This is a genomic window from Tenacibaculum pacificus, assembly GCF_027941775.1.
GTDB lineage: Bacteria > Bacteroidota > Bacteroidia > Flavobacteriales > Flavobacteriaceae > Polaribacter > Polaribacter pacificus_A.
Window position 1 is genome coordinate 756,710 of the sequence record NZ_CP115917.1, and the last position, 24,713, is coordinate 781,422.

23 protein-coding genes and 6 pseudogenes are annotated in these 24,713 nt (G+C 27.5%); 8 read left to right on the forward strand and 21 right to left on the reverse strand.

Annotated elements, in window-relative coordinates; genetic code table 11:
- Nucleotides 1–1,906 (reverse strand): annotated as a pseudogene (ftsH, locus tag PG913_RS03485) (ATP-dependent zinc metalloprotease FtsH).
- A 27-nt stretch (nucleotides 1,907–1,933) separates the two neighbouring features.
- A complete protein-coding gene (gene rsfS / locus PG913_RS03490; RefSeq protein WP_271231639.1) occupies nucleotides 1,934–2,302 on the reverse strand; it encodes a ribosome silencing factor in 369 nt (122 codons plus the stop codon).
- Between the two features lie 86 nt (nucleotides 2,303–2,388).
- Here rsfS and PG913_RS03495 point away from each other — a divergent pair, with 86 nt between their 5' ends.
- Nucleotides 2,389–3,126 carry a biotin--[acetyl-CoA-carboxylase] ligase gene (locus PG913_RS03495; protein ID WP_271231640.1) on the forward strand — a complete coding sequence of 246 codons (738 nt, stop codon included), beginning with the start codon at nucleotides 2,389–2,391 and terminating at the stop codon, nucleotides 3,124–3,126.
- Between the two features lies 1 nt (nucleotide 3,127).
- Here PG913_RS03495 and PG913_RS03500 read toward each other — a convergent pair whose 3' ends face one another.
- Together PG913_RS03500 and pyrE are read right to left on the reverse strand one after the other, a co-directional pair.
- Nucleotides 3,128–3,517, reverse strand: coding sequence for an SRPBCC family protein (locus PG913_RS03500; RefSeq protein ID WP_271231641.1), 390 nt, complete (start codon nucleotides 3,515–3,517; stop codon nucleotides 3,128–3,130).
- A gap of 6 nt (nucleotides 3,518–3,523) precedes the next feature.
- A pseudogene (gene pyrE / locus PG913_RS03505) lies at nucleotides 3,524–4,178 on the reverse strand (orotate phosphoribosyltransferase).
- A 444-nt stretch (nucleotides 4,179–4,622) separates the two neighbouring features.
- Here pyrE and dnaK point away from each other — a divergent pair.
- Entirely contained in the window at nucleotides 4,623–6,509 is a 1,887-nt protein-coding gene (gene dnaK, locus PG913_RS03510) for a molecular chaperone DnaK (protein ID WP_101955071.1), read from the forward strand.
- Between the two features lie 118 nt (nucleotides 6,510–6,627).
- On the opposite strand, the gene lepB is transcribed toward dnaK, so the two are convergent.
- The 6 genes from lepB to PG913_RS03540 all read right to left on the reverse strand — a co-directional run bounded on the left by lepB (nucleotide 6,628) and on the right by PG913_RS03540 (nucleotide 10,609).
- The gene (lepB, locus tag PG913_RS03515; RefSeq protein WP_271231642.1) at nucleotides 6,628–7,338 is read right to left on the reverse strand and encodes a signal peptidase I; all 711 of its coding nucleotides are present in this window, start codon (nucleotides 7,336–7,338) and stop codon (nucleotides 6,628–6,630) included.
- An 11-nt stretch (nucleotides 7,339–7,349) separates the two neighbouring features.
- On the reverse strand, nucleotides 7,350–8,360 hold the full coding sequence (locus tag PG913_RS03520) for an OmpA family protein (RefSeq protein WP_271231643.1): 1,011 nt from the start codon (nucleotides 8,358–8,360) through the stop codon (nucleotides 7,350–7,352).
- The gene (locus PG913_RS03525) at nucleotides 8,353–8,772 is read right to left on the reverse strand and encodes a hypothetical protein (RefSeq protein WP_271231644.1); all 420 of its coding nucleotides are present in this window, start codon (nucleotides 8,770–8,772) and stop codon (nucleotides 8,353–8,355) included. Before PG913_RS03525 ends, PG913_RS03520 begins: the two co-directional genes overlap by 8 nt.
- Before the next feature lie 10 nt (nucleotides 8,773–8,782).
- A complete protein-coding gene (locus PG913_RS03530) occupies nucleotides 8,783–9,247 on the reverse strand; it encodes a hypothetical protein (protein ID WP_172505431.1) in 465 nt (154 codons plus the stop codon).
- Nucleotides 9,244–10,314, reverse strand: coding sequence for a hypothetical protein (locus tag PG913_RS03535; protein WP_271231645.1), 1,071 nt, complete (start codon nucleotides 10,312–10,314; stop codon nucleotides 9,244–9,246). The genes PG913_RS03530 and PG913_RS03535 overlap by 4 nt, the downstream gene beginning before the upstream one ends.
- A 154-nt stretch (nucleotides 10,315–10,468) precedes the next feature.
- Nucleotides 10,469–10,609, reverse strand: coding sequence for a hypothetical protein (locus PG913_RS03540; RefSeq protein WP_232126323.1), 141 nt, complete (start codon nucleotides 10,607–10,609; stop codon nucleotides 10,469–10,471).
- Between the two features lie 294 nt (nucleotides 10,610–10,903).
- Here PG913_RS03540 and PG913_RS03545 point away from each other — a divergent pair, with 294 nt between their 5' ends.
- Nucleotides 10,904–11,440, forward strand: coding sequence for a hypothetical protein (locus PG913_RS03545; protein WP_101955067.1), 537 nt, complete (start codon nucleotides 10,904–10,906; stop codon nucleotides 11,438–11,440).
- Between the two features lie 11 nt (nucleotides 11,441–11,451).
- Here PG913_RS03545 and PG913_RS03550 read toward each other — a convergent pair whose 3' ends face one another.
- Entirely contained in the window at nucleotides 11,452–11,901 is a 450-nt protein-coding gene (locus PG913_RS03550; RefSeq protein ID WP_271231646.1) for a DUF7738 domain-containing protein, read from the reverse strand.
- A gap of 198 nt (nucleotides 11,902–12,099) precedes the next feature.
- Between PG913_RS03550 and PG913_RS03555 the strand changes: the two genes are divergently transcribed.
- Both PG913_RS03555 and PG913_RS03560 read left to right on the forward strand, forming a co-directional pair.
- Nucleotides 12,100–12,318: a hypothetical protein gene (locus PG913_RS03555; protein ID WP_271231647.1), complete on the forward strand. Its 219-nt coding sequence runs from the start codon at nucleotides 12,100–12,102 to the stop codon at nucleotides 12,316–12,318.
- A 90-nt stretch (nucleotides 12,319–12,408) separates the two neighbouring features.
- A complete protein-coding gene (locus PG913_RS03560; RefSeq protein ID WP_271231648.1) occupies nucleotides 12,409–12,780 on the forward strand; it encodes a hypothetical protein in 372 nt (123 codons plus the stop codon).
- Nucleotides 12,781–12,784: 4 nt separating this feature from the next.
- Here PG913_RS03560 and PG913_RS03565 read toward each other — a convergent pair whose 3' ends face one another.
- Entirely contained in the window at nucleotides 12,785–13,507 is a 723-nt protein-coding gene (locus tag PG913_RS03565; RefSeq protein ID WP_271231649.1) for an AAA family ATPase, read from the reverse strand.
- A 327-nt stretch (nucleotides 13,508–13,834) separates the two neighbouring features.
- Here PG913_RS03565 and PG913_RS03570 point away from each other — a divergent pair, with 327 nt between their 5' ends.
- From PG913_RS03570 to PG913_RS03580, 3 genes and pseudogenes are all read left to right on the forward strand, one after another.
- Nucleotides 13,835–14,662, forward strand: a complete 828-nt coding sequence (locus PG913_RS03570; protein WP_271231650.1) for a 3'-5' exonuclease — start codon at nucleotides 13,835–13,837, stop codon at nucleotides 14,660–14,662.
- 34 nt (nucleotides 14,663–14,696) lie between these two features.
- Entirely contained in the window at nucleotides 14,697–15,182 is a 486-nt protein-coding gene (locus PG913_RS03575) for an ABC transporter ATPase (RefSeq protein ID WP_271231651.1), read from the forward strand.
- A 395-nt stretch (nucleotides 15,183–15,577) separates the two neighbouring features.
- Nucleotides 15,578–18,339 (forward strand): annotated as a pseudogene (locus PG913_RS03580) (glycoside hydrolase family 3 N-terminal domain-containing protein).
- A 12-nt stretch (nucleotides 18,340–18,351) separates the two neighbouring features.
- Here the strand turns inward: PG913_RS03580 and PG913_RS03585 are convergent.
- From PG913_RS03585 to PG913_RS03615, 9 genes and pseudogenes are all read right to left on the reverse strand, one after another.
- Nucleotides 18,352–19,272 (reverse strand): bile acid:sodium symporter family protein, encoded by a 921-nt coding sequence (locus tag PG913_RS03585; RefSeq protein ID WP_271231652.1) that lies wholly within the window; start codon nucleotides 19,270–19,272, stop codon nucleotides 18,352–18,354.
- Nucleotides 19,256–19,899 (reverse strand): annotated as a pseudogene (locus tag PG913_RS03590) (DUF4159 domain-containing protein). Before PG913_RS03590 ends, PG913_RS03585 begins: the two are co-directional and overlap by 17 nt.
- Before the next feature lie 235 nt (nucleotides 19,900–20,134).
- On the reverse strand, nucleotides 20,135–20,350 hold the full coding sequence (locus PG913_RS12995; RefSeq protein ID WP_408648502.1) for a helix-turn-helix domain-containing protein: 216 nt from the start codon (nucleotides 20,348–20,350) through the stop codon (nucleotides 20,135–20,137).
- The gene (locus PG913_RS03595; protein ID WP_271231653.1) at nucleotides 20,317–21,213 is read right to left on the reverse strand and encodes a hypothetical protein; all 897 of its coding nucleotides are present in this window, start codon (nucleotides 21,211–21,213) and stop codon (nucleotides 20,317–20,319) included. Before PG913_RS03595 ends, PG913_RS12995 begins: the two co-directional genes overlap by 34 nt.
- A gap of 140 nt (nucleotides 21,214–21,353) precedes the next feature.
- Nucleotides 21,354–22,065, reverse strand: a pseudogene (locus PG913_RS03600) (16S rRNA (uracil(1498)-N(3))-methyltransferase).
- Nucleotides 22,065–23,183, reverse strand: a complete 1,119-nt coding sequence (locus tag PG913_RS03605; RefSeq protein ID WP_271231654.1) for a GTP cyclohydrolase — start codon at nucleotides 23,181–23,183, stop codon at nucleotides 22,065–22,067. The pseudogene PG913_RS03600 and the gene PG913_RS03605 overlap by 1 nt, the downstream one beginning before the upstream one ends.
- 18 nt (nucleotides 23,184–23,201) lie before the next feature.
- Complete coding sequence (locus tag PG913_RS03610; RefSeq protein ID WP_271231655.1) at nucleotides 23,202–23,783, reverse strand: hypothetical protein; 582 nt, start codon at nucleotides 23,781–23,783, stop codon at nucleotides 23,202–23,204.
- Between the two features lie 27 nt (nucleotides 23,784–23,810).
- Nucleotides 23,811–24,287, reverse strand: a pseudogene (locus PG913_RS13000) (transporter); the annotation flags it as partial.
- Nucleotides 24,260–24,583 (reverse strand): hypothetical protein, encoded by a 324-nt coding sequence (locus PG913_RS03615; protein WP_271231656.1) that lies wholly within the window; start codon nucleotides 24,581–24,583, stop codon nucleotides 24,260–24,262. The gene PG913_RS03615 and the pseudogene PG913_RS13000, both read right to left, overlap by 28 nt.
- Nucleotides 24,584–24,713 lie beyond the last annotated feature (130 nt).

Consider the following 24,713-nt stretch of genomic DNA (forward strand, 5'->3'; position numbering starts at 1 on the left):
TTATTTCTTTTTTTCAAAAGGCCTTTCTCCAAATATTTTCTCCAAATCAGCTTTAAACATTACTTCTTTTTCAAGTAGTAATGAAGCAAGTTGGCTAAGTTTATCTTCATGTTCACTCAAAAGATCAATGGCTCTTTGGTATTGTCCTTCAATCATTTTAGATATTTCTTCGTCAATAACTTTAGCAGTATCATCACTATAAGGTTTTACGAACCCATCATTTCCTGATGAATCATAATAGGTAACATTACCTACTTTTTCGTTTAAACCATATACAGTAACCATAGCACGAGCCTGTTTTGTAACTTTTTCTAAATCACTTAATGCTCCTGTAGAAATTTTATTGAAAATTAACTTTTCTGCAGCTCTACCACCCATAGTAGCACACATTTCATCAAGCATTTGCTCTGTTTGAATAATTTTTCTTTCTTCAGGAAGATACCAAGCAGCACCTAATGATTGACCACGAGGAACGATAGTAACTTTTACTAACGGAGCAGCGTGTTCTAACATCCAACTTACAGTAGCATGACCAGCTTCAGTGAAAAGCAATTACTTCTTTTTCTTTAGGAGTAATTACCTTATTTTTCTTTTCTAAACCACCTACAATTCTATCAACAGCATCTAAAAAGTCTTGGTGTTCAATAGCTTCTTTGTTGTTTCTTGCAGCAATTAAAGCAGCTTCATTACAAAGGTTAGCAATATCTGCACCAGAAAAACCAGGTGTTTGTTGAGCTAATAATTCTAAATCAGCATTTTCAGCTAATTTTAATGGTTTAATATGTACTTCAAAAATTTCTCTACGTTCGTGTAAATCTGGTAAATCAACATAAATTTGACGGTCAAAACGACCTGCACGCATCAAGGCTTTATCTAAAACATCGGCACGGTTTGTAGCAGCTAATACAATAACATTTGTATCTGTTCCAAAACCATCCATTTCTGTTAAAAGCTGATTTAACGTGTTTTCACGTTCATCATTACCACCAGTCATACTATTTTTTCCTCTTGCACGACCAATTGCATCAATCTCATCAATAAAAATAATAGAAGGCGATTTTTGTTGAGCTTGTTTAAATAAATCTCTTACACGAGAAGCACCTACACCAACAAACATTTCAACAAAATCAGAACCTGATAATGAAAAGAAAGGAACGCCTGCTTCACCAGCTACTGCTTTGGCTAATAAAGTTTTTCCTGTTCCAGGAGGTCCTACTAATAAAGCACCTTTAGGTATTTTACCACCTAATTTAGTGTATTTTTCAGGTGTTTTTAAGAAGTCTACAATTTCTTGAATTTCTTCTTTTGCACCTTCCAAACCAGCTACGTCTTTAAAAGTTGTTTTAACTTTAGTATCTTGATCAAAAAGTTTTGCTTTTGATTTACCAATGTTAAAAATTTGACCACCGCCACCACCAGCACCAGCACCACCGCCAGACATTCTTTTCATAAAGAAAATCCAAACACCTATTAATATGATAAAAGGTAGAAAGTCAAATAGTGTTGTTATTAAACTTGTAGGTTCTACATTTTTTCTATCAAAATCAAGATTCTTTTCAGCTTTCTCTTTTTTGATTTCGTTTTCGAAATTTTGTAAATCACCAAAATTATAAGTGTATAAAGGAGCACCTTTTCTGTAAAAAGGAGATTCCGTTATTTTTTTATGCTCTTCTTTTTTCTCTGCATCACTTTTTAAGAATACCTGAGCAACATTGTTGTTTTCAATAATGATTTTTTGAATATCATTTTGTAATAAAATTTTATTGAACTCATTTTTTGAAATATTACGAGACCCTAAATTACTTGAGTTTAAAAAACTCAATCCTAATAGAATAACTAATATTGGTATATATAGCCAAAATGAATTAAAAGTAAATTTTGGAGCATTTTTTTTCTTATCACTCATAAAATTATGTGTCTAAATTATTAGGAACTATTTTGGGTTAATTTGCGTGATTTTAGCATCACCCCAAAGACTTTCAATATCGTAATAGTCACGTATTTGTTTTTGAAAAACATGAACAACAACGTGTACATAATCCATTAAAACCCATTCCGAATTTCCTTGTCCTTCAATGTGCCAAGCCTTATCTTTAAGTTCTTTACTTACCATTTTCTGTACCGAGTTAGAAATGGCACTTACTTGTGTGTTTGAGTTTCCTGAGCAGATTATAAAATAATCGCAAACAGTGTTTTCTATTTCTCTTAAATCTAGTAATTGGATGTCTTCTCCTTTTACTTCTTCAATCCCTTTTATAATCACAGATATTAAATCGTCTGTGCTTGCTTGTTTTTTAGTCATCAAAAAAATTATATTTTTAGCAAAGTTATTATATTTTTGCGAGTAATTTACTTAATATTGATACTTGTTTTATTCGCAAACCTTATATGAAAATAATCAAACTTGATGCCATTGATTCTACCAATTCTTTTTTAAAGGATATGTCAGCAAAAGTTAGTCTAGATAATTTTACGGTAGTAGTTGCTAAAAAGCAAACTTTAGGTAGAGGGCAAATGAATGCTAATTGGAATTCAGAAGAAGGTAAAAGCTTAACCTTTAGTGTGTTTTGTAAGTTTTGTAATCTTTCTATTACTGATTATAAGTATTTGAATTATAGTGTTTCTTTAAGTGTTTATGAAGCTGTTAATTCGTTAAAATTACCTCGATTGGCTATTAAATGGCCTAACGACATTCTGTCAGAAAATAAAAAAATAGCAGGTATTTTAATTGAAAATACTTTAAATATAAAAAATATTAGTTCTTCAGTTATAGGAATTGGGCTTAATGTGAATCAAAATATTTTTTCAGATGCGCTACCAAATGCTTCATCTATTAAAAATATTTTAGGTAAAGATGAAGATATTGACCTCGATTTATTGTTAAATAAAGTATTAGTAAGTTTAAAAGAAAAATTAGAGCGATTAAATAAAAAAGAATATTTATCTTTAGAAAAAGAATATTTAGCTGTTTTATATAAAAAAAATGTTCCGAGTATGTTTAAAACAAATCAGAACATTTTATTTATGGGTAAAATTATTGGAGTTTCAAGTATTGGAAAGCTCCAAATAGAATTAGAAAACGAAACACTTAAAGAATTTGATATAAAAGAGGTTTCGTTTGCTTAATTTATATTTTTGAGATATTTTCAGTTAAAGTTTCAATAAACTTGGTTAATGGTTTTTTTACCATCATTGCCATCATCGGATTGAAATCTCCTTGAAAACTTAAAATAACCTCACTTTCGTTTTCAGAAATTTCAGAAATATCAGAAGACAATGTAAATGGTAATTTACTACTTGCCGCACCTAAAGTAATATTTGAATATTCGGTTTTTTCTTTCATAACCAATCTTATTTCTGGCATTCCTTTTAAACCAAAAATAAAACTATCACCATCTACTTCAAATTTTTGAGTATTTTCAGGCATCAATTGCTCAAAATTCTCTAATTTTATTAAAAAGTCAAAAACTTCTTTGGTAGATTTTTTTACGATTACTTTGTTTCCTTCAATATTCATATTGCTTTATTTTTCTTCGTTTTGTTTCCACTCACTAGGTGACACTCTCCATTCATCTAACATTCTTAGTTCTTTACTATCAATGTATTTACTGTCTAATGCCTGTTCAAGTAAATACTTATAGTTACTTAATGTGGTAAGTTCTATGTTGTCTCTTTTAAAGTTTTCGGTAGCAATGTCAAATCCGTAAGAAAAAATAGCAATCATACCTTTAACTGTTGCTTTAGCTTCTTTTAAAGCTTTTACAGCATTTAAACTACTAGTACCTGTGCTTATTAAGTCTTCAATAACAACTACGTTTTGTCCACTTTCTAAATGACCTTCTATTTGGTTTTTACGTCCATGTTTTTTAGGTTCTGGTCGTACATATACAAAAGGAACACCTAATTCTTGAGCAACTAGCATACCGATAGCAATTGCTCCAGTAGCTACACCTGCAATAACATCTGGTTTACCATGTTTTTCTTCTACTAATTTTGCAATTTCTTCTTTTAAGAAATTTCTAACAGGTACATAAGACAATGTAACTCTGTTATCACAATAAATAGGTGATTTCCATCCAGATGCCCATGTAAATGGTTCAATGTGGGCTTAGTTTAATCGCCTTTATTTGCAGAAGAAGTTCTGCTGTTTTTTTTGCTGTATCTTTGTTGAAATCCATAGCGCAAATGTATAAAGTTTTTATGAATGATAAAGAAATAATTGTTAGAACTTCGTTGGAAATAAAGAGGTTTTAATTATTTTTAAATATAAAAATACAATTATTCTACGAATTATTTACGTCTTAAAATAAGATGAAATAAAAATATTTTATTAAGATATTAATCTTAAGTTCTTGTTAAGTAGTGTTTTGTTTGAATATGTAAGTTCGATTATATGATAACAATAAAATTAGTTGTCAATTAAAATTTAAGATATTAGTTTTAAAAAAAAATGCCATAAAATATAATTTAAATACTAAAAAGTCATAAAGAAATGACACTATGTCATTGTTGAAAAAAAAATAACTTAATTTTTCTGCCAAATCAAAAGTAATGAGCTGTTGGCACACACTTTGACTATTGTTATTTGTAAAATTGAATTAAAATTTAAGATAAATATTATTATGAGTAAAATTATAGGAATTGATTTAGGAACTACAAATTCATGTGTTTCTGTAATGGAGGGTAACGAACCTGTTGTTATACCTAATGCAGAAGGAAAAAGAACTACGCCATCTATCGTAGCATTTATTGAAGGTGGAGAACGTAAAGTTGGTGATCCAGCAAAGCGTCAAGCAGTAACTAATCCTACAAAAACAGTTTATTCTATTAAACGTTTTATGGGTAATAAATTCTCTGATTCTTCAAAAGAAGCTGCAAGAGTACCTTATAGCGTTGTAAAAGGTGATAATGATACTCCACGTGTAGATATTGATGGTCGTTTATATACGCCTCAAGAAATTTCTGCAATGGTTTTACAGAAAATGAAAAAAACAGCTGAAGACTATTTAGGAACTGATGTTTCTGAAGCAGTAATTACTGTCCCAGCATACTTTAACGATGCACAACGTCAAGCTACAAAAGAAGCTGGTGAAATTGCTGGTTTAACAGTTAGAAGAATTATTAACGAACCAACTGCAGCTGCTTTAGCTTATGGTTTAGATAAATCTCATGACGATAAAAAAATCGTTGTTTTTGATTTTGGTGGTGGAACACATGATGTTTCTATCTTAGAATTAGGAGACGGTGTTTTCGAAGTATTAGCTACTGATGGTGATACTCACTTAGGTGGAGATGATGTTGATGAAAGAATTATCAACTGGTTAGCTGAAGAATTTCAAGCGGAAGAGTCAATGGACTTACGTAAAGATCCAATGTCTTTACAACGTTTAAAAGAAGCTGCTGAAAAAGCTAAGATTGAATTATCTAGCACAACTTCATCTGAAATTAACTTACCTTATATTACTGCTACTGCTTCAGGACCTAAGCATTTAGTTAGAACTTTAACTAGAGCTAAATTTGAAGCTTTAATTGATGATTTAATCAAAAGAACTATTGAGCCTTGTGCTACTGCTTTAAAAAATGCTGATTTAACTATCGACGAAATTGACGAAGTTGTATTAGTAGGTGGTTCTACTCGTATTCCTGCTATTCAGGAAGCTGTTCAAAATTTCTTTAAAAAATCACCAAGTAAAGGAGTAAATCCTGATGAAGTTGTTTCTTTAGGAGCAGCTATTCAAGGTGGAGTTTTATCTGGAGATGTAAAAGACGTATTATTATTAGATGTTACGCCTTTATCTTTAGGAATTGAAACTATGGGTAACGTATTTACGAAGTTAATTGATGCAAATACTACGATTCCTACAAAGAAATCTCAAGTATTTTCTACTGCTGCTGATAACCAGCCTTCTGTAGATATTCACGTTTTACAAGGTGAAAGAGCAATGGCTGCTGATAACAATACTATCGGTCGTTTCTTATTAACTGATATTCCACCAGCACAAAGAGGTGTTCCTCAAATTGAAGTAACTTTTGATATTGATGCAAACGGAATTATCAAAGTTTCTGCTTCTGATAAAGCTACTGGTAAAACTCAGGACATTAAAATTGAAGCTTCTTCTGGATTATCTGAAGATGAAATCAAGAAAATGAAAGCTGATGCTGAAGCAAATGCTGATGCTGATGCAAAAGCAAAAGAAACTGCTGAAAAAATCAATGAAGCTGATTCTATGATTTTTCAAACTGAAAAGCAATTAAAAGAATTTGGTGAAAAATTATCTGCGGATAAAAAAGCGCCAATCGAAGCTGGTTTAGTTGAATTAAAAGCTGCTCACGAAGCTGGAGATGTTGCAAGAATTGAAGGTGCTTTAACTATTGTTAATGACGCATGGAAAGCTGCTTCTGAAGAGATGTATGCTGATAAAGGTGCAGGAGCTCAGCAAGCGGCACAGCCAAAAGCTGATGACCAAGCTGATAACGTTGAAGATGTAGAATTCGAAGAAGTTAAGTAATTTTAACTTTTAAGTATATTTTATACTTTATATATATTAAAACGCAATCATTAATTTGATTGCGTTTTTTTTTGTGTTTATAGCTTTTTTGTAAAAAACTTCTCTTAAGTTTTTATTACTAATATAATGTATAAAGTAATTTACCTAGAATCGTAGTTTCTTTTATTAAGCCATAACCTCTAGAATCTCTTGAGTGGTGTCTATAATCACCCATAACAAAATAGTAATTGTTTTTAAAAGTGTATGGTTTGTTAATAACAGAAGCGTACTCTAGTGTAGTTTCATTCTCAATAATATGTTGATATAAACTAAAATTATTATCTGTAATTACAATTGAATGATTTTTTTTAGGAATCCATAAAGAACCAAGGTTATCCATTGTCCAATTACGACCATAAAATTTGAGAGCTTTAGTATTAATTAATTTTTTATATTTATTCTTATTTGTAAGTTTTGAGATTTCAATATTTGATATATCTTTTAATCTATAATTATTAATAGACGAATCAAAATACTTATACTGATGCATAATATGTGGAGATTCTTTTGCTTTTGCTGATGTATTCATAATTTTTAAAGTATCATTTGAAATGCCAACAATACGTTTAATAGTTTTATTAGGTGTATTTGAGTCATTATAAACAATAATATCATTGTGTTTATAGGAATTGGTAGTTTTATTTACGAAAACTATACTGCCAATTGTCATAGTAGGTAACATTGATCTTGATGATACAATAAAATAGTCAATTAAAAGTAATTTTACAGTAACCATTAAAATTACTATTAATAGTAAGGACTCTTTATAATATTTTTTTATTAAGTTCATTTAATTTAATCTTATAATTTCACAAACTGGAGGTTTTCTATAATGATTTGAGGTATTAAAATTCCACTTTTTTTTAAACTTTTTTTAACAGTAATACGATTTTTATTAATGCCATTAGCAACTAAATAAGTTATTGTTAAATTTATTTTCTTTTTATTTTCTTGTCTATCATATTTACTAAAACGACCACCTACTGGTTTGTTAGGCATACTTCCATCATAATTATAAGCAAATAATTCTATTTTAAGTTTAGGATATTTAAGCATAAGTTTACTTAGTAAGTACAACATTTTTCTAGAAGTTGGTTTTATTCCTATTACTCGTTTCCAAGTTATACGATCATCTAAAGTGTATAGTATTTTAGTATCTAATGCACGTTTAATTTTTGTATTAAAGAATAATTTTTCAAAATCGTTAATTTCGTCTGCTGTTACTATTCTCGATATACTATCAAGTGCTTTTTGTTTTATCTTAAATTCTTTCTCTTTTTTATCTTTATCGTATAAAATATTTTCACTTAAGTTTACAAAATCATTGTAACGAAGTATTTTAGGTTTGTTTTTTTTTACTTTGGTTATTGGTTTTAGTACAGTCTTGTTTTTTAGTAAAGACTTTTTAGTAATAAGTTTACATATAATATCTACTCGTCTATTTTCTTTACGTTGCTTATTAGCACTACTCGTATTTTTTAATATATCTAATTCACCTTTATATTTTAAGTTAAATGGTAAATTCTTACTAAAATATTCAAGACTAATTTTTTTGGTGTTAGTAGCTCTTTTTTTAGATAAAATTAGGTTGTAATTACTACTTGCATTATCATCACAATACCCTATAAAAGTGATGTGTTTAATTTTTTGTTTATTTGCTTCTATGAAGTTTAATAACTTTTTTTTCTCTGTAGTTTTAATTTTATCTGAATCAATATTAAAATATACCTTATGAGTAATGGTAGTTTTTTGTGCTACCAAAATTATTGGGCATAGAAATAAAATTATTGTATATATAATTTGTTTATTCATTATTTAAAAAATTATAAACTTCGGGTACTTTAGTATCCGAAATATTAAAAAAATTGATTACTTCACTATTTACAAAATGTATTAAAAGGGGTTTTGATACACTTGTTTGATAATCATATATACTAGATTCATTGTCAAAAAATTTCTTATGTTTTAAATTTTTTATTTGATGCTTAAATACAGATTCTTCTTCTAAACCGATTAAGATTACAGTTAGGTTAGTGGGTTTGGTTTTTGCAAGTATATTAAGATTTAGTTTTGTACTAAGGCAAGTATTACATTCATTTACAGGTAACACATAAAACATATTGTTTTTTAGGTCTGTTGTTTTTATGTTGTGAATATCAGTTAAATACCTAGTGAATTGTTTTGTGTATTTATATTTTTTTTGAGGTGAAGTACAGGCTGTCATAAATAAACAGCTACTCCACAATAAAACTCCCTTCAAGAATATTATTTTTTTTATCAAATTCTTTTAATTTTCTTTTTGTTTTAATAACTAGTTTGTAATAATGTTTTCTCTTTTCTTTAGCAACAAAGCTTCCATATTGTTTATTCCAAGATTGGAATTTTTGAAAGTTTAAAGTTTCTCCACTTTTTAAGTCAAAAATAGATGTACGAGCAAAACTTACCAGTTTATCATCGATATAGAGAAAATAACCCCAATGTTTTTTATTTGCAGAAACATTTCCCTTATTACCAATAGTTACATAAGGTATAATTCGAGTACCAAGTTTTACAATAGAATCGATACCTATTAATTTGTGTATATATAAATCTGTTTTTTTTACTTTAGAGTTTATAACTACCTCGTCAAGAGTAATAGGCTTTAACTGTGCATTTGCCAACCCGAAGAATAATAATGCTATAATTAGTGATAATTTCATTGTTCTATTTTTAATTTGTATTTGCTTAACTTATTTTTGGTAGTTAAAATAAAACCATCTGAAGTACCAAGCATTTGTTTATAATTTTTAGGCATTCTATATTCGCCTACATAATTAAAATTTGCATCTAAAAAAATTAAATACTTTTTTCTATTAAAACTATTATTATAGAGTCCATTTTTTTTGAAAGGTTTTTGCTCATCAAAATAAACTCTTGAATATATCTTTAATTTTTTATGATAAAAAACTTTTCCATAATACGCTGTTGAATGCATTAATTTTCTATTTTCTTCAATATTATCAGCATCATGTAATTTTAAAGGATGTTTAATTTTTTTGGAATATTTACTTGTGAAATTTACATTTTTAATAAATATACTACGCAAATATACTTGTATTTTGTGGTTTACTGGATAGGAGATAATTACTGTATCTCCTTTAAAAAGCACCTCTTTATTCGACAATGTATTACTTCCGAAAGTGAAAGCACCTCTTGTACCGTAAACTCCTTTAGGAGAAGCATATTTAGCAACCCATCTACGTAATTTTACATCATATACCCCAATCCTTTTAGTTTTTTCAAACCCTTCTAACAAGTGAGAGTCATAAGGAGTTAAGCCTACATGAAACTGTTTTTTTACTTCATCGTATTTTAATGTATTAAAATCTATATTAAAATTAACATCATTAAAATTAATCATTAAATTAATCTTGTTGAAAAAAAAATTAGTTGTTTTAAAATTTATTTTTCCTAATGGGTATTCATAACGAGTATCTGCTTTAATATTAAAAATAATAAGTTTTTCTGGATTAGATTGTAAAATAGCTATTGAATCTTTATTAATTGGTACTATTGCATTTAAAAATCCATAAATAGAGTCTTTTATTTTTATATTGCTTATTTTGTTTTTATTAAAATTGTAATAATATATTTTGTTTTTTTTAGCAAAATATAACAAACTGTCTTGATGAAAATACGTTGTATTTGACTTAAATAAATCAAGATTTGTGCTTATTGATGAACTATCTATAATTGTAACATTATTAGAGTTTGTATTAGCAGGCAAGACAGGGGTGTTTTCTTTTTTAAATGTTGAGTCTGTACAAGAATAAAATAAAAAAGAGATCACTACCAGCACTTGAAGTTTAAAAATATAAAGCAAGTTGATATTAATATCAACTTGCTTTCTGTGAGAAAAAAAGTTATCTCTCGGCATGTGCTTATCTTGTTCCTATACAAGCACTGTGCCACCATGAACCCCTACAATAACCTCTTTGAGTCTGATGATTCTCTATCCATTCACCTGTTCCTCTGTTAAAGTCCCATCCTGCAACTCCTGCATCAACTTTTTCAGGTTTCATTGAAATAAGCACAAACTACCAACACAGAAATGTATGTTGCTTTTTAAATTCTTCATAGTTTATTTTTAAATTAGTTTTTCAAATTTATGCTTTTTTTAGAATAAAGAATAAAGAATAAAGAATAAAATTTTAATTTTAGTGTTTTGTGTTTTTAAATAGTTGTAAGTCAGTATTTTTTGGTTTGTAATTTTAACTTTTAAGTATGTTTTATACTAAAAACGCAATCATTAATTTGATTGCGTTTTTTTGTTTCTGTTTTTATCAAAATCGAAACTCTTTACTTATTTTTGACAAATGAAATATCATAAATTTAATTTTTTTAAACATACTTATTGCGAATTTGAATCAAAAGAAATGACTTTTTTTGATGATAAATCAGCACATTATAAAAGTAAATCAGGCAGTTTGTATTTTTATGCCGATAACGGCGTGTATCGATACTCAAATCATTGGGGAAGAGTGGCAAATTGTCGTTGGAAAATTCAAGGAATAGAAGTGTATAAAAGTCAAGATTATTATGTAGGTTTTGCTACTTGGAACGATTTTTATTCGTTAAATAATTCCGATAAAGTGTATTATTTACAGGTAAATTATACAAGTAAACAAGCTAATATTCAGCGCTTAAAAACCCAAGATAAAAGTGATTACTTTTTAATGACTTCTGAATTTGCACATCAGCGTTTAAAACAAATACAAACTTTATTTAAAGAATATAAATGGGCGGCTTATTTTGAGCAAGATATTGATGTTTTAAGAAAGATAATGATCAATAAATTAATAACAAGCACTAAAACAATTCAAGAATTAAAAAGGGAGTTAAAAGCACTTTAAAATTTTAAAAATTATTTTTTTGCATAAATTTTATTAACCCCTAAATTAAAACCTAATCGAAAATCATTGTCTGTTCCAAGCCTATGAATGGCAACTTTTCCTAAGGGAATTTTACTAAATTCACTATAAGTAATAGGCTGATTGTTTAAATATAATTCGCCTTTAAATAATTTTTTAGTCGTATAAATATTCTTAGTTTTAATATTGTTATTAGTGTATTGATAGGCATTTATAGACAAAATATGATTGCTGTTGGTGTAGCTACAATAAATGCCGTGAATATCCCAAAAAAGATAGTGATTTGTTGTTTGTAGCTCTCTTTCGGGCTTGCCTAAAATAGCAACTAAAGTGGTGTAATTTGTAGGAAAAGTAATAGGTGTTTCATTGATGGTAATAAAATCAATATCGCATTTAATAATTATTTTTTCAGTTTTTTTCTTTTTAAAAAAGTTAAATTTCATAGGCTATTTTATAGGTAAGCAAATATTTTTTAAGAAGTAAATTGCGAATTTAAAGAATAAAATTTAACTTTTAAGTAAGTTTGTATAGCTTCTAATCAAAGAAAATAACAAGAAGTAATAGTCTAGTGTTTTTTTAGAGAGATAAAGTTACTTTTACTTTATATAGGAAGTATTTTAACCATGTAAATAATAAAAAAAATGAGTGTTACAAGAAATATTAAATGCCCAAAATGTGGGTTATTTAATACAGATAAAGAGTATTGTCAAAGTTGTAATACGTTAATTTCTTACGAAAAAAAACGAGCTTTAAAAGAAGAAGAGTTTATCCAAAAAGAGGTAATTAAAGCTAAATATAAAATAGCAAATCCTAATTTAGCAGAACGTTTAAAAAATCATCCTTTTTTTTATATAGAATAATTGGATGGATTTTATACTCAGCCTTTTTATTAGTGAGTACTATAGGCGCTGGTTTGGCTTGGTTTATTGCGATGGTAGCAGCTGGTTAAAATGAAAAAAAGTCTTTATATTTATTTTATATTTTCATTATTACTAGGCTCAATAATTTATTTTGCTTCAAAAATAAATATTCAACTTCCAAAAATAATTCGTTTTTATGTGAACGATTTTTTAATTATTCCAATAGTATTAATCCCTAATTTATTGATTTTAAGATGGAGTAAGAATGATGAAACCTATCAAATTCCTATTTGGATAATTTTATATTGCTGTAGTTTATACGCATTTTTATACGAATATATTTTACCAAAATTTCATCCAAGATATACGGCTGATATCATCGATGTTATTTTATATTTTATAAGTGGATTTCTTTTTTTTATCCTTCAGAAATCGTTAAAAACTAAACAAAAAAAATACTAATTTATTAATTTTGAACTAACTTTTTTTGTTTTTCTAACTGAATGATGTTAGTTTTTACTTGTTGATAAACAATATCTTTAACTTCCGCATAAGATATATTATAATAACGTTTAATATTGTTGATGTTTTCAGGGAATTTAGCTAACATACTATCATAATAAATATCTAGTTTTTCACTTGTAGGTAGCTTGTATTTCAGTTTTATTTGAAACCTTCTTAATACTGCTGTGTCAATAATATCAATATGATTTGTAGCACATATAAGCATTGCTGTATCAGATAAATTGTCAATTTGCTGAATTAAAGTATTTACTAAACGCTTCATTTCACCAGAATCTTTGGTGTCGTAATCTCTTGTTTTACCAATAAAATCAAACTCATCAATAAATAAAATGGCGTTTTCATAAGAAGCTTCTCTAAATATTTCAGCAATATTTTTACCTGTTTCTCCTAGTTTAGAAGATACAAAACCACCTAAATTAAGAGTAATTACTTTTTTATCTAAAGCCTTACCAATAGCGTTTGCAGTAGCTGTTTTTCCGCAACCTGTATGTCCGTGTAGCATTATTTTGTTATCAACAGGAATATCAAATTCGCTTAGCGCTTTGATGTAACTAAACTCTTCTATTAGTTGGTCAATACTCTTTTTTATTTTTTTACTTAAATGAAGTTCATCAAGTGTTAAAACTTTCTTTTTTGTTTTTAAAGTAGTACTATGGTATGCCATATTTATTTTTTTGCAAAGATAAAAAATATCATTTTAAGGCTGTCAAATAAATTGATAATAGTAGTTTGTATAATGGCTGAAAAAATTAAAAAAAATGTAAATTCTATATCAAAAATAAATACTAAAAGAATATATTTTTTGTATTTTTATGGTATATTAAGCATTGTAAATAAGTGTAAAAACTTATGGTTTTTGGCAATAATTAGTAATGAGTATTTTAGCTACAATATCATTTGTTAAAAACTTCAAAAACAAATGCTAAAAAGAAAATAATAAAACAAAAAATAACAAAACTTCGTTAAATAACGAATAATTGCCAATAAACAGATGGAATTAAATTTAACAAAACCAATTATATTTTTCGATTTAGAAACAACAGGTATCAATATCGCAAAAGATAGAGTTGTAGAAATAGCTATTTTAAAAGTGTTTCCAAATGGAAATAAAGAAAGCAAAACTTGGTTGGTGAATCCTGAAATGCCAATACCCGTAGCATCATCAGAAATACACGGAATTACAGATGATAAAGTAGCAAATGAGCCTACTTTTAAAGAGTTATCGGTAAATATTAATGAAATGATTGCAGGTTGTGATTTAGCAGGTTTCAATTCAAATAGGTTTGATATTCCTGTTTTAGCTGAAGAGTTAATGCGTGCAGGAATTGATTTTGATATGAAAGACCGTAAGGCTGTTGATGTTCAAGTAATTTTTCATAAAAAAGAACAACGAACTTTAAGTGCTGGTTATCAGTTTTATTGTGGTCAGGAATTAGTAGGTGCACACGGTGCTGAAGCAGATACAAATGCTACTTATGAAATTTTGTTAGCGCAGTTAGATAAATATGATGATATTGAAAATACAGTAGATGCGTTAAGTGAATATTCAACACATGGTAAACGAGCCGATTTTGCTGGTTTTGTTTTGATGAATGATGAAGATCAAGAAACTTTTTCTTTCGGAAAATATAAAGGACGTACTGTTGAAGATGTTTTTAAAGAAAACCCTGGTTATAATTCATGGATTCAAAATGCAGATTTTCCACTGTACACTAAAAAAGTATTACGTGAAATTAAGCAGCGTATGACAGTTCCTAAAAAGAAATTGACGGATGCAGAAAAATTACAAGCCTTACAGCAAAAATTTAATTTTAGATAATATTTAACTTAGAGGTTATAAAAATCAAGAAAAAATGTTTACAGAATATAGCAATTTACCAAGTAATTCAAGAGTTTGGATTTATCAAGCTGATAGAGAATTTAATATAGAAGAAATAGAATATATTTGTGCAAAAGCAATTCTTTTTATTGATAATTGGACACGTCGTGGTGACGATTTAAAAGGGGCTTTTACCGTAAAATACAATCAGTTTTTAATATTAGCTGTTGATGAAAATGTAACAAGTGTATCAGGTTGTTCTATTGATTCTTCTGTTCGTTTTATCAAAGAGTTAGAAAACGAATTAAAAGTCGATTTAATGAATAAAATGAATGTTTCTTTTAAAGATGGAGACATTATTAATATTGTTAAATTATCAGAATTTAAGCAGTTTGCCAAGGCGAAAAAAATTACATCAGAAACAGTAGTTTTTAATAATATGGTAAATACCAAAGGAGATTTTGAAACGAAATGGGAGGTAACCGCAGATAAAAGCTGGCATAAGCAATTTTTGGTATAACTATTGATTTTAAATAGTGTAAAGTTAAGTAGGTATTCTTATTTTATTAGCTATTGCTTTTGATATTAGAATACGTAAAATATTTAGCAAACGACTCACTTTGTTATTTTTATAAATCAAATTATATTTAATTGAAAACTAAATTCAATTTATTAAGTGAGTCGCTAAAATTATTGCCTTATTTATTGTATTTAACAATAATTTGTAAAGAAAAGATTATGAAAAAGATACTTATATTACTCGCTATAACGTTTATACAAACGTTAGAAGCTCAACAAATATCAGAGATAAAACAAACCGACCCATTATTGGCTAAGGATGCCATAAATCAAAAAAAATGGGTAGATAGTATTATGAATAATATGTCAATTGATGAAAAAATTGGACAGTTATTTATGATACAAGCATATTCTAATAAAGATAAAAAACACGAAAATTTTATTAATAATATGATAAACAAGTATCATATTGGTAATTTAATTTTTATGCAAGGTACTCCACAAAAACAAGTCGCTTTAAATAATAAATATCAAGCAATATCAAAAGTACCATTAATGATTGGTTTTGATGGTGAATGGGGTTTAGATATGCGATTGAAAAATACCTATCGTTTCCCTTGGAATATGACTTTAGGAGCTATTCAAGATGACAAACTATTAAAAGCAACAGGTAAAAGAATTGGTGAACACTGTAAAAGAGTTGGGATTCATATTAATTTTGCGCCCGTAGTTGATATCAATACAAATCCTAAAAATCCTATTATAGGAAATCGCTCTTTTGGAGAGAACAAAGAAAACGTTACTCGAAAAGCAATCGCTTTTACTAAAGGAATGCAAAGTGTTGGCGTGTTAGCCAATGCAAAACATTTTCCTGGTCATGGTGATAGTGCTACAGATTCACATCACACATTACCAACTATTAATTTTGATGAATTTCGTTTAGATTCGATAGAGTTACATCCGTATAAAAAAATGTTTCGTGAAGGTGTAGCAAGTGTTATGACAGCACATTTAAGTATTCCGGCTTTAGAGCCGAATGAAAAATTACCAACATCATTATCAAAAAATGTTGTAACGACTTTATTACAAGAAGAATTAGGTTTTAAAGGTCTTGTAATTACTGATGGTTTAAACATGAAAGGTGCGGCTAATTATGCAACACCAGCAGCTATTAATGTTGCTGCACTTGTAGCTGGTAATGATTTATTACTGATTCCTCAAGATGTTCCAGGAACAATACGATTGATAAAAGATGCATTAATTAAAGGAGATTTAACACAAAAACGTTTAAATAAATCAGTAAAAAAAATATTAAAAGCAAAGTATCTAGTAGGTTTAAATAAATATAAAGCTATTGAAACTGAAAATATTGCTTCGGATATTAATTCACCATATGATGAGGTTTTACACAGGAAATTGATGAAGAATGCGATTACTGTTGTGAAAAATAACGAAGCTATTTTGCCAATCAAAAACTTAAAAGATAAAAAAATAGCATATGTATCTTTAGGTGACGCTAAAGGAGATTCATTTGTATCAATGTTAAAGAATTATACAAGTGTTGAGGTAGTTTCGGCAGATAATTTAAATGTATTATTACAGAAACTTGAAAAATTTAATCTAGTTGTTATTGGTTTTCATAAATCGAATAAAAATCCTTGGAAAGGATATGAATTTTCGAATAAAAATTTAGTTTGGTTACAAGAAATAGCTAGAAACAAAAAAGTTATTTTAGATGTATTTACAAGTCCGTATAGTTTATTGAAGGTAAAATCATTTGAAAATATAGAAGGAGTTGTTGTTTCTTATCAGAATAGTGTTTTATCACAAGAACTATCGGCACAAGCATTATTTGGGGCTTTTGATTTGAAAGGAAAATTACCTGTTTCAATTAACGGAAATATTCAAGAAGGTACAGGTATTTTTGTAAAAGGAATTAATGTATTACAATATACAATTCCTGAAGAAGCAGGTGTTTCTTCAGAAAAATTATCAATAATAGATAAAAGAATTGATACTATTTTGATGAAAAAAATGGCGCCAGGTGGACAGGTTTTTGTAGCTAAAAATGGAAAAGTTATCTATAATAAAAGTTTTGGATATCATACTTTTTCAAAAAGACGTGCTGTAAAAAGTTCTGATATTTATGATTTAGCTTCTTTAACAAAAATATTAGCATCATTACCAATGATAATGAAGGCTGAGGAAGAAAAAAAATAAGTTTATATTCTAATTTAGGAAATGTTTTACCAAGGTATAAAGATTCTAATAAAGATACTTTGTTGTTAAAAGAGTTATTATCACATTACGGGCGTTTACGCTCTTGGATTCCTTTTTATTTAAATACCAAAGATGATGAAACAGGTAACAATTCTAAAAAATATTATAGAAAAGTAAGAACAAGCGACTTTAATATTAAAGTCGCTAATAACTTATATTTAAAAAATACTTATAAAGACTCGATATACAAGCATATTGTAGATGCTAAGCAGCGAAAAAGATTAGGTTATAAATATAGTGATCTTGGTTATTATATGTTTAAAGAAATTTTAGAGTTAAAATATCAACAACCATTAAATATTTTGGCTGATGATTTTTTATATAGTTCGTTAGGAGCTGATAGAACAACTTATTTACCTCTTACTAAATTTAGTAAATCTGATATTGTACCAACAGAACGTGATAATTATTACCGAAATCAATTAGTACGTGGTTATGTGCATGATATGGGAGCAGCTATGATTGGTGGAGTAGGTGGCCATGCTGGTTTGTTTGCTAATGCTAATGATGTAGCTAAAATTATGCAACTTTTTTTACAAGAAGGAACTTATGGTGATAAAAAATATTTTGAGCCAGAAACTATCGAAAAATTTAATAAAAGATACTATGAAAATAAAAGAGTTCGTAGAGGTTTAGGTTTTGATAAGCCTCAGTTAAATCCTAAGGTAAAGGCAACTTGTGGTTGTGTTTCTGATCAAAGTTTTGGGCATAGTGGTTTTACAGGTACTTATACTTGGGCAGATCCTGCAACAGGTATTGTATATGTTTTTTTATCAAACAGAGTATATCCTACGATGAGAAATAGAGGTTTGATTAAAAGCAACATACGAACTAAAATTCAAAATGATATTCAGAATGCTATTTTAATGGCAGAGTAGTGCTTTTTTATCTTATTGATCTATTTTTTTATATTTCCAATAAGTAGATAAAACAATTCCTGAAGATAATCCCCAAACACCCCAAAAGGCAATTAATAAAGCCATTCCTCCTAAATCTTCAAAAAAAGTAAAGACAAGTAATAGTCCTAATCCGCTATTTTGAATTCCAGTTTCCATTGAAATAGTTCTAGTATCTTTTTTATTAAGTTTGAAAGATTTTGCTGTTAAATACCCGATTATAAAACCATATATATTGTGGAAAATAACTAAAAATAAGACTAAAGTAACATACTTTTTAAAGATATATGTATTGTTAGAGAGTGCTATACCAATTAATGCGATAAAAAATAGCATTGAAAACGGACGAATTAATTTATTTAGTTTTTTAGCTATTGTAGGGTAAAAATAATTAACAGTCATTCCTAGTGTTAAAGGGAGCCCTAAAAGAAGAGTAACAAGTTTAAATAATTCTAGCGGATTTAACGAAATGTTTTTTAAAATAATATTTGTAGGTTCATATAAACTTCCCCAAAAATGTAAATTAAAAGGAGTCATAACTAAACAAATAATAGTAGCACAGGTTGTTAAGCTAACAGATAGTGCAGTGTTTCCATGTGCCATTTTACTAAAGAAATTAGAAGTATTCCCTCCAGGACAAGCTGATATTAATAACAATCCTAAGGCAAAGCTAGGATGAGGATTAATAATGCAAATTGCAATAAAAGTTAAAAAAGGTAACAAAAAAAATTGTGATAACAAACCAATTAAAATAATTTTAGGGTTTTTTAAAAGTGTTTTAAAATCAGCTATTTTAACATCTAAAGAAACACCAAACATTATAATAGCTAAAGCAATATTTAACATCCATAAGGCATCCGAATTAAAGTTTATTCTAATACTATCTATTTCAGTGTTATTAATGTTTAAAAGCATATTCTATAATATTTGCGCCCATTTTTAATGCTGTTAGTCTTGTTTCTTCGGAATTATTATGAATAGAAGTATCTTCCCATCCATCACTTAAATCGCTTTCATAGTCATAAAAAACAACTAATCTACCTTTGTAAAAAAGTCCAAATCCTTGAGCTGATTTTTCGTCACGTATTCATGAATTTTAGGAAGTCCTTTAGTAAACGGAAATGTTTGATGATAAATAGCATGTGTATTGGGTATTTCTTGAAAATTTATAGTAGGAAATACTTTTTTCATCTCTCTTCTAATATATTTATCTAAACCATAATTGTCTGATATGTGTAAAAATCCACCAGCAGTTAAATAGTTTTTAAGATTAGTTACTTCTTCTTCAGGAAAAAAAATATTACCATGACCTGTAATAAAAACAATGGGATAATTATAAATCGTATTATCTTCAAGGGTTACTGTTTGAATTTTTTGGTTAATAGAAGTATTTGCATTGGTGTTACTAAATTCTATTAAATTAGGTAAAGCTGTTGGGTTAGCATACCAATCACCACCACCTTTATATTTTAAAATAGCTACTTGCTGAGCAAAAATAAAAGTATGACTAATAAATAAAAGTAAAAATAGTATATTTTTCATTTAGTAATTTAGTTATATGATATCAAGATAATAAAAGAACAATAAAAAACACCAATATTGCTATTGGTGTTTTAGTACAGTACTCTTCTTTTTCATCATTAAGAATAATCTTAATAACTTCTTTAAAGTTGTATGTAAAATAGAAAACCCCTTCAAAAATTTTCTTAAACAAATATAATATTATTTATATGAAAAAGAGTGTGAAATCATCAATTTTATATGTTTTTGTACTTTTTTAAGTCTTATTTAACTGATTTGTAATTGATGTTGAATTTTTAAACTGCACAGGTGTATACCCTACCTGTTTTTTAAAGACAGTGAAAAATGTTGACTTTGAATTAAATCCAGATTCTAAGCCTATAGCAGTAATAGTATATTTTGAATAATGAGGGTCAACTAAAAGTAGTTTTGCTTGTGTTATTTTTTTTCGTTCAGGTAATCTGTAAAAGATTTACCTGCAATATTATTGATAATTAAAGAAAGTGTACTTGAACTTAATTTAGTGTCTTTTGATAAATTTAGTAAAGTATATTTAGGTAATAAGAATTTTTTATTATGATTAATAAATGTATCTATTTCTAAAAATTGTATTTCATGTTTTTTAGAAGTTGTGTTTTTAGTATTTAATTTAGTCGTTTTAGTGAAGTTTATATTTGAATTAACTACTAGTAATAATAATTCTCTTATTTGTTTACGTTCGTTTAATATTCTTATCTGTTTTAATCCTTGATAACCTAACCAATAAATAAGTAAAGTGGTATAAACCCTAAGAGGATAGTAAGAAAATATAAAGCCAGTAAAGTTCATTCTTATTTTAATAATCAATGCAAGTATCCATAATGTATATCCAATAGTTGTAAGTTTAAAAAAAGTATGAATCCATTTTAAATTATCAAATGATAATATTTTAGGGAACATTTTTTCCTTTTTATAAAGAATATAAAAGGAATAACTAAAGATACTTAATGAAACAAGTAAACTAAACATTTCTTCAAAAGAAGTATATTTTTCATAAATATAATCTAATTTTTGAATAGAGGTTTTAATGGTAACACTGTAGTGATAAACAAAAATAATTTGAATAACTACTATAATTAAAAATAAAGGAAGTATTATTTTTAAAATATTAATTGCTTTTTTAGCTAAATTTAGATAATGAATTAAAAACATATACAAAAAAGGCATTGCTAAAAAGTGCCAAGGGATTTGTAAATAATCTAACGAAAATTTATGTTGAAATAAATTGTTTTCTAAAATCCAATCTTGTATGTTATTTAAAGAAATAGTAAGTATCAAAAAAAATAAATAACGCATACTTTTTTCTCTTCCCTTTTTTGAACAAAAAAGAATAATGCTAAAAGCAACGCCATGTAGCGCGCTAAAAATTAAAAAGAGGTTAAATAAGTCCTTGATATTCAATTATTGTAGTTTTAACCAAATATACAAAAAATCAATTACTGATGTATAAAAGCAATACTTTGCACTACATTTAAACCTGCAGTTTCTGTACGAAGACGATTTTCACCTAATGAAATAGGAAGAAAATTTGATGATAATGAGGTTTCAATTTCTTTTGATGAAAAATCACCTTCAGGACCAATTAAAACAGTATATTTTCCGTTTTTTTGCACACTATTTTGTAAAAATTTCTTCTCTATATTTTCTTCACAGTGAGCAATGTATATTTCTTCTGTAAAATTTTGTTTTATAAATTCTGAAAATTTTATTGGATTATTCAGTTTTGGAAGTGTAAATTGTAATGATTGCTTCATTGCTGATTGTACTATTTTAGCCAATCGATCAATTTTTATTATTTTTCTTTCTGAATTATCACAAATAATAGGTGTAATTTCATCAATACCAATTTCTGTTGCTTTTTCTAAGAACCATTCTAAACGGTCATTGTTTTTAGTTGGAGCAATGGCAAGGTGTAAATAATAATCTCTATTATTAGGCTTGTTTTCAATGTTTTACAACAGTTGTAAGACATCTTTTATCATTTGCAATAGTTATTTCTACAAAAAATAAAAATCCAGCACCGTTAGTTATATGTAATAAATCACCTTCTTTTTTTCTTAAAACACGAACAATGTGCCTACTTTCTTCTTTATCAAAAGTAATTTGTTTGGTTTCTTTAGTAATATTAGGGTTGAAAAATAATTGCATTACAAATTAAGTTTATAAGTTCTTCTTCTTTTGTGTGTTGTCGGGTCAAAGTCTTTCCATATTTGATGGATAGCTGTGTTATCTTCTAATTCTGGTGTTCTAATACAGTTTACGATTCCTTTTTTAGCAAACGTATTACAATACTGTTTAAAAATAATCGCAATAACACCTTTATTTTGATATTCAGGATCAACACCAATTAGATAAAAAGTAACATCTTTTGAGTTTTTTCGAGCATTTAATAAATGAAATAATCCGAAAGGTAAAAGATTTCCTTTTGCTTTTTGTAAAGCAATAGAAAAAGAAGGCATCACAATAGCAAATGCAACTAATTTATCATTTTTATCTACTACAAATTTTATATATTCAGGATTAATAAAGCTGATATATTTTTCTTTGAAGTGTTTTATTTGTGCATCTGAAATAGGAACATACGTTGATAATTTCGAGTATGCTTTGCTAAATACATCAAACATTTCATCTACATAAGGTAATATATCTTTTGTTTTAGTAAAATCTAAGGGTCTTAATCCGTAGCGTCTTTGGATTAAACTACTTGCTTTTCCATATTTTACGCCGTCTACATTTTTAAAAAGAAATTTATTCTCTAAGTATTCTTTTTCTTTTTTGAAACCTAATTTTTCAAAATGCTGTGAATAATAAGGGTGATTATACCACGTAATCATTGTACCGATATGATCAAAACCTTCAACAAGTACACCTGTTTTATCTAGGTTATTAAAACCAACAGGTCCTTCAATGAAGTCTAAATTGTTTTGAATACCAATTTCTTTAGCTTTATTTAATAATGCTTCTGTTACTTTTATATCATCAATGGCATCAAACCAGCCAAATCGCAATTTTTTTATACCTTGTTTTTCTACTTCATAAGTGTTGATAATAGCAACTATTCTTCCAACAATTTTATCATTTTTTAATGCGATAAAAAAGTGTGCTTTTGCGTATTCAAAAACAGGATTTTTGTCTTTATCAAAATTATCAACTTCATCACTAATAATAGGGGGAACCCAGTTCTTATTATCTTTATAAAGAGAAAAAGGAAATTTAACAAATTGTTTCATTTCCTTTCTTGAAAATATTTCTTTAATTTTAATCATACAGCAAATGTAAGATTTTTAATCGTCCTTTTTTTCTTCTTTTTCGTCTTCCTTTTTTAAATCGTCTTCAAGTTTTTTTATTTCTTTTTCTAGTTTTAAACGTTCTTTTTCTTTACGTTTAATTTCTTTTTCTTCCTCTTTTTTAATATCTTTTTGAAGTTTTAATCGCTCTTTTTCTTTTTGTTTAACTTCTTTCTCCTTGTCTTTAATAAGGTTTTTTTCTTGTTTTAAACGTTCTTTTTCTTTTCGTTTAATAGCTTTTTTAGCTTTTTTAATTGCTCTTTTCTCTGCTTTACTTGTTTTTTTCTTTTCTTTTTTATCTTCTTTAGTAATAACATCAATTAACGACTTAGAACGTTCTCTTCTTGGTTTTTCAATTATTATTTCTTCTTCTTTATCTCCGTCTTTTATTGTTACTTTTTGTTTATCTTTCTTTTTAAATAATCCAGTTATTTTCGCAATTATACGACCAAAGAAGCCTTTATCTTCATCGTATTTTTCGTCTTTTTGTTCTTCTATTTTATTATCAAACTCATCAACTTCTATAAATTTATCTTGATGCTTATTTAATCGATATGAAGCACCTAAACCAACATACATACCAACTTCTTCTTGTTGTAAAGTACCTCTAACTGTACCGTTAAATTGTAAGTTTTCACTAAATAGGTAGGCTGCTCCAGCACCAACGTTTGTTTTGTTTTGATATTGATCAGAAGTTCCTTGTATTTCTGCAAAAGCAGACCAATAATCGTTTAGGTTTTTAGTTGCACTAATTATATATGAAAGTTCTTTAAAATCACTACCAATATAATCATAGTAAAAATTGGTAATTACGTATAATTTATCAGAAAATTCATGTTGAAGTAAAAGACCAACTTTAGCATTAATACCGCCTTTTTGATAATAATCACCTAAAACACTTCCAAAATTAGCACCTACATATATACCTACATGAGGAATCCATCTTTTATTATCAAAAGAATGTCTTTTTTTCCAGCTTCTAATCTCTTCTTTTTTATCTTCATATTTAGGAGTGTAAATTAAGTATTTAGCTCCTAATGTTAGTTTACTTAAACCTATTTTATTAACAGAGGATTCAAAAATATTTTTAAAAAAAGTTTATCTTTTTGAAAAGTTGTATTTAAGTTAAATTCTAATTTTTCCGTAAAAAAGCTAGTTCTAAATAAAAGATTTAAACCTAAAGCTTCTGGATTACTAAAAGTAGGAGTAGCATTTGCTTTTCGAAAAAACAAACTACTTTCAAATTGATAAATACCAGAACCAACACTGTATGGACTTTCTGAAAAGCCAGGTCGATTTGAATTTATAACTGTTGTATATTGAGCATTTACAGTTAATACAGCACAAAAAGCAAAAAGTAAAAGAAGTTTCTTAATCATGTTATAAAGTCAATTTATACAATTACTACAAACATACATAAAATACAAATTACTATTTAATATAAGTTTTATAAACTCTTAACGGTTTCTTTTACTTCAAATTGTTATTTTTGATTAATTTTTTATTAAA